Consider the following 6000-nt stretch of genomic DNA (forward strand, 5'->3'; position numbering starts at 1 on the left):
CGCCTCTTGGAAGGCTTCCTCTTGCGCGAACGTCGAGGTTCCTCGTCAGAAGTAGCCGGTGTTGTCCTGGCCATTACGCGGCCCTCCTACGACGTGTGGTGGTGATCGGCTCGACCAGCCCGGCAGCGATGAATGCCTCTAGCGCCGCTTCGGGGATGCGGACGTTGCGCCCGATGTGAATGAAGGCGATCCGTCGTTCTTCGATCAGGCGCCGGGGGAAGCGGATCGAGGTGTTGAGCCGTTCGGCGGCCTCTTCGACGGTGAGCAACCGGCCCTGCGCCAGCTCTGGGAGGAGCGAGACGGGCTCTTGTCTGGTCTTTCTCGTCATGCCGCCACCCCCAGGGCCGGAGTTGCCGAAAGAGCTGGAACAGGGAGGCCGTCCGCTCTGGCCTGGAGTTCAGTCAGGCGTGCTTTGGTGCGATGGCGATCGGCGACCCCGCGCAGCAGCCGTTTGGCCAGCGGGGTCCGGGTGGGATCTTTGGAGGAGACCGGCCGCCAGACGTAGCGGTGGGAGTCGGTCACGGTGTCGTCGGGCAGGCCGAGCATGTCGAGGACCCAGGCCCGGCGGTCGGCCTTGTGTTCGCGCAGGGTCTTGTTCGACCACTTACGCGAGACCAGCACGCGACGGCCCGCGTAGCCGAGGTGTTCGGCCTTGTGCGCCTTGCCCTTGCACCGGCCCGGCAGCATGCCCGCCTTGGCGCCCTTGGGCTGCACGCCGTAGCGCAGCCAGTTCGGGCAGGTGGCCGAGCAGGGTTCGTAGCGCAGCGCCTCAACCATCCGAGTGGCGTGGTCACGGCGTGCGGGGTTCTCGGTGGCGGGGTCGTCGGGGTCAAGGGGGTCGCCCAGGCTCTTGGTCAGGTACTTGGTGAGGTAGCCGATGCGCTTGTGAGCGTCCGGTGATCCGGCGACGAGGCCCTGAACATCGACCTGGGCACCGAAGCGGACCACGTGCAGCGGTTTGGCCTCGTCGTCCTGGTCGAGCTGGTCGAGTGCCTCGTCCCACGTGGGTAGCAGTTCCCCGGTGGCGGGGTCGAGGTAGTCGCCGCTTTGGCCGTCCGGGTAGGTGGCGCCGTCGCCCAGGTCAGCCCGTGGCGCCCAGATGGGCAGGTGGTCCCCGTCGAAGCGGACTTCACTGACCGATGGCCACCACACCTGGTGGTAGGTCGCGGCGGCGATGGCCTTGATCTCCGCGCGGGGCATGGTCCCGCGGATTGCCATGTGCAGGTGCGGGGCGAGCCGTTTCTGAGGTTCGACGGTGGCGAAGTACTGCACGTCATAGCCGGCCACCCGGCGGAGGTTCTGCACGAAGCGGTCGACGAGCTTGGAGAAGTGCAGCGCATCGCGAGCAGCTGCCGCGTAGTCGTAGGTGCTCGGGTCGACCGGCACGCCCAGCCCGGAGCGGATCTTGCCGTAGGAGGGCAGGGTGAGGGTGAGGAACAGCGAGGGCCGGTACACCCTGCCATCAGGGGCGATGAACGTGCGGCCGAGGGTGGTGTCTTGTTTGGCCCGCTTGGGCAGGTCCGGAGCATCCTGGCGACGCCTCGTCGAGCGGGAGCGCTTGGGAGCAGCGCGCCCGCCCAGGACGTTGCCGCGCATTCCAGCGGCGTTGATTTCGGCGTCGATGCCCGCGATGGCCTCGTCCCAGTCGGCGACCTCTTCGCCGTTCCTCTCGGCCTCGTCGCGCTTGGCTTCCACGTCGGCCCGGAACTCGATCAGCCATTTCTGATCATCGGTGGAGGGGTGCGGTTCGGCGACGGGTTCGTGGTCGAGGTGCCAGCCTTCCCGGCACTGCGCCCGGCGCAGCTGCTGGTTGCGTTTGGCGCACGGCGGGCACTTGGCTTCCTGCGTGGTGCCGCAGGGGATGTCGAAGGGTTCGCTCTGGCCGGTGTGGGTGTCCAGGCGCCGCATCTCGATCGGGCGGATGCAGACGCCGTTGAGCTTGGCGACCTCGATGGCCACGTCCAGGGCGACGGGCAGGGTGTCACGCACCAGGCGGGGAAGGGTGCGATCAGCGCCGTTCGGCGGGGTGTCGGTCGAGGGGATGGCGAGGGTGTCGGTCACATGGCCCCCTTCGGGTCGACGAGATCGGTGCAGATCCGGTAGGCGTCGCGGTAGGGGTGTTTGCGCAGCCGCGCGGAGCCGAGATCAACGATCACCGTCACCTCGGCGAGGTCGCAGCCGTCGACGGTGCGCAGCCGCCGGAAGGGAAGGCCCGCGATCTGGGCGGGAGTGCCGTGCAGGATGATGCGCATCAGGCCGCCCCCTCCATCTCGATCGGCAGCGTGTCACCGGTCATCAGCGCCGCCATGTCTCTGATGTCGGCATCGGAGACGTAGGCCGCGCGCACCCGGATCGGATCGGGTGAAGTCTCCAAGCGGACATAGGCGACGCCCGCCCCCTGCTCGGGGATCGGGGAGATGTGATCGGCCAGCGCTCCCCGGTCGCGTGCGCCGTCGCCGAGGACCATGTCCACCTGTTCCGACTCATCGAGACGGAGCGCGATCTTGTCGGGGAACAGGTTGCGGATGTTCATGACCTCCTTGCGCGGGTCCTGAAGTGCCGCCATCACGCCGAACCCGACCGCACGGCCTTGGGTGGTGAGCGTCGCCAGCGCGGCGGAGATGCGGAGCTTGAGGCCCTTGTCGGATTGGTAGGCGGTCAGGAACGCCACCTCGTCGACGAGCACCAGGACGAAGGGGTCATCGAGGGTGGGGGTGTGGGAGCGCTGGAGTCCGGCGTAGCGATCGGCCCGCTCCTGCATGATCTTCACGGCTGCTTCCAGGAGATCGGCGCAGGCGGCTGGATCGGCGGCGTAGCGGTCTTCGAAGATCTCGCGTCCGTAGGACAGTTCCATCCGCTTGGGGTCCAGTGCCCACACCTCAGCGATGCCTGCCTGAACGGCCGGGAGGAGACCACGGATGGCCGACCACAGGAACGAGCCCTTCCCCGCGCCGGTAGCTCCCGCGATCAGGACGTGTGTGCCGTGGACCTTGAGCAGGTAGGGGCAGCCGTCCTCACGCTTACCGATCTCGACCGGTCCCACCGAGGCAGTCGCCGGGAGGGGAACCGCCGGCAGAGGGACGGCGAGCGGGTCACGTCGAGGAAAGGTCAGTTGCAGACGACCGGCCCGCACGATGGCCACCCGGCAGGAGGAGGAGCCGAAACCGTGGGCGAGGTGGTCGATGCGGTCGGACCAGTCCTTGACCGACTGGCCGCTGATCATCTTCACCGTGACCACGTCGGCCCAGGAGGTGCAGCGGACGCGGACGAGGTGGGGCAGGTAGTCACGGCCCTGGAGGTGACGACCTAAGCCGGAGATGATCATCACTGGTTGCCAGTGACGGCGGTAGATCCACACCAAGCGCCACCAGGCCAGCAGTCGCCAGCCGACCCAGCGCAGGAACGAGGCTCGATCCAGCAGCGCCCACAGGGTCAGGTTCAGAACGAGCACGGCGAGCGGAACGGCGGCGAATTTCCAGCCGTACAGGAGGCCGAGCGCGGTGGGAACGGCGAGCAGGGTCACGATGACTGGGTGACGCCAGACGAGCCGGATCACCCCGACCAGGAGACGCCACAGGAAGATCGTGATGGTGAAGATGGCCGGGGTGCGGACCACGGCCGGGCGAAACACCACGGCGGTGTCAGGGGTCGTCGTGACGAGGGTGCGTGCCTCGTCACCGGGCAGTTTTTTGAACATTAGGCTGGAGCCTCTTCCTTGAGTTCGCGTGAGAGGGAGAACCGAGGGGCCGCCGGAATGCCAGTTCCAGCGGCCCCGCTTTCATGTCAGGCCGCAGCGCTCTGCTTGGTCGAGGCCGCAGCGGATCGGGGAGCGCGCATCGCCCTGGCGCGCAGGGACCAGGCCAGGCGGCCGGTCTTCTCGGCGACGTAGGCGGTGGCGGTCATGCCGTCGAACTCGACCGGGACGAACGGCATGTTGGGCAGCGGGGGCGGGGGAACCGGCTGAACCGGGGACAAGATCTTGACGGCCACCGTCTTCTGGGTGGCCTTGAGGGTGGGGTCTGCGTCCATGACGGCGACCTGCCAGACGAGTTCGCCGGTGTTCTTGTCCTTGGCGTAGACGGTGCGTCCGCCGGTGGAGGCGGTGAAGTCCTTGACCTGCTCGACCTCGCCGACCACGTAGCAGCCGTGCGGGAAGACCTGGTCGAAGCTGACGGGGATGGGGCCTTGGATGGCCATGATGTGTTCTCCTGTTGTCTAGTTGCTCTGTCGCTAACTCGTACTGTCGAGTTGAAGCTAACTGATGAACGGATACTCGACAAGACGAGTTTCCGTACAGATATGTGTCCTACGTCACACTACAGAGAGTAGGTGTCTTCCAGCTCGTGAAGCGTCCCCGGTAGGGCGACCTCGATGACCATGACCTGACGGTTCCCAGCGAACACCCGAGCCGTCACCCCCATGACCGCCGCCGTCTTGCCCAGCCCCAACAGCTTGATCTCATCAGCCGTAGGGTGGCGAGCCGCCAGACGTTCGATGACGTGATCCAGCCGCAGGCCCTTGACCGCCTGGACGTGCTGGCGAATGCCCGCCGTCAACGGCAGCGCCTTGCCAAGATCGGTTCCTTCGGCCAGCTCGATCGGACACCAGAAGGTGACCAACTCGCACGGCTGGTCACCGTCGCTCAACAGGACCCGGCGCATCATGACCGGTGCCCCGGTGGGCAGAGCCAACGTCGCCGCGATGTTCGCCGGGGCCGGACGCGATCCCGCCTCCAGTACCGCAGCGCCCTGGTTGGCTTCCGCACGGTCCAGCACGGCACGGCCAGGCCGGGAGAAGTCCTCCTCAGCCAGGGGAGGCGCCATCTTCACATACGAGCCCTTGCCATGCTCCCGGTCGATGAAGCCCCGCAGCTGCAACACCTGGAGCGCCCGCACCACGGTAGGACGACTGACCGCGAACTCCCGGATCAGCTGCGTCTCGGAGGGCAGCAGAGAACCGGGCGGATAGGTACCGTCCGCGATCTTGTTTCGGATCTGCGCAACGATCTGGGCGTACTTCGGAGGCGCGTATTCCTCGCCGGAAACGGACATATTAACAACCCAACTACTCGACTTATCGTCAGCATAGATGCGAACTCCCGACTTGAAAAGCGAGCACCCTCGCAGGTGAGGAGTGTGGCGGTGCGAGACCTCCGGCGCCCTCCGCAACCAGTCACCGCACCACCACACTCGTCTACCGAGCCCGCCCAGCCAGCAACGCCGACCAGACGGCCCGAGCTTCAGTGATCCTCCACAGACGGCTGTCATGGATCTCATGGGCACCATCGCGTCGAACGGTCCGCCTGATGAACCCCTGCCCAGCGCCAACACGGAGTTCGTAGATCGTGGCCCGACACCCACACGTCCAGGACTCCGGTTGCGCCCGCCCCAAAGCCCCGTTCGGCTTCCGCCACTCCAGGCGCACATGATCACGCTGGACCAGAAGCACATGCGGACTGATTCCGAGGCACTCATCAGACAGGGTCAGCACGATGACCCCCCGGCCTCTCAGCAGGCAGCGGATAAGCCTTCCGAAGATCGGTGTAGCGGAACGCCACTCGCCGCGCGGCCCGGTCAGGTTCTTCCGCCGCATGCCAGGCGTACAGCACCCGTCCGCGCCTAGCGTCCAAGCGCCCCGTACTCCACCAGAAGGTCAGGCCATCGGACCAGACCGTCAATCCCGCCCAGACCGACACCACGGCCAGCCCGTAACCGTCGTTGACGTCGGCATCGATCCCACACTGTCCCAACGCCGCCCGCAGAGATTCCGCCGCCCCCACCGGCGAACAGACATCGCCGAGGACCAGCCGCCCCGTAGGCAGTAGGGCATTCATGCGCCGGACCGCATCAGCGACGCCGGATTGACCCTCTGTCCCTGACAGAGCGAGCAGTCATCGCGGACACGGATGAAAGCCAGGGTCGCCCCCGGTAGACCGCCGATCAGGCCGCGTCGCTGGCTGACGTACTTCCACCCTTTGCCGCCGCATGAGATGCATGGTTG

The 6000-nt window shown here is 66.8% G+C and carries 6 protein-coding genes; all 6 read right to left on the minus strand.

Translation table 11 applies throughout. The annotated features are described in order from the left end of the window. Positions 1-73: 73 nt before the first annotated feature. Complete coding sequence (locus tag ACTOQ1_RS26520; RefSeq protein ID WP_440070710.1) at positions 74-328, minus strand: excisionase family DNA-binding protein; 255 nt, start codon at positions 326-328, stop codon at positions 74-76. Beyond that, entirely contained in the window at positions 325-2061 is a 1737-nt protein-coding gene (locus ACTOQ1_RS26525) for a replication initiator (RefSeq protein WP_440070711.1), read from the minus strand. The genes ACTOQ1_RS26520 and ACTOQ1_RS26525 overlap by 4 nt, the downstream gene beginning before the upstream one ends. Beyond that, entirely contained in the window at positions 2058-2252 is a 195-nt protein-coding gene (locus tag ACTOQ1_RS26530; protein ID WP_440070712.1) for a hypothetical protein, read from the minus strand. Before ACTOQ1_RS26530 ends, ACTOQ1_RS26525 begins: the two co-directional genes overlap by 4 nt. Next, entirely contained in the window at positions 2252-3697 is a 1446-nt protein-coding gene (locus ACTOQ1_RS26535) for an FtsK/SpoIIIE domain-containing protein (protein ID WP_440070713.1), read from the minus strand. The genes ACTOQ1_RS26530 and ACTOQ1_RS26535 overlap by 1 nt, the downstream gene beginning before the upstream one ends. Positions 3698-3783: 86 nt before the next feature. Continuing rightward, positions 3784-4197 (minus strand): plasmid replication, integration and excision activator, encoded by a 414-nt coding sequence (locus tag ACTOQ1_RS26540; RefSeq protein WP_440070714.1) that lies wholly within the window; start codon positions 4195-4197, stop codon positions 3784-3786. Between the two features lie 119 nt (positions 4198-4316). Continuing rightward, positions 4317-5051 carry a GntR family transcriptional regulator gene (locus tag ACTOQ1_RS26545; RefSeq protein ID WP_440070715.1) on the minus strand — a complete coding sequence of 245 codons (735 nt, stop codon included), beginning with the start codon at positions 5049-5051 and terminating at the stop codon, positions 4317-4319. Positions 5052-6000: the final 949 nt, after the last annotated feature.

This window comes from Streptosporangium sp. OZ121 (assembly GCF_051918885.1).
GTDB lineage: Bacteria > Actinomycetota > Actinomycetes > Streptosporangiales > Streptosporangiaceae > Streptosporangium.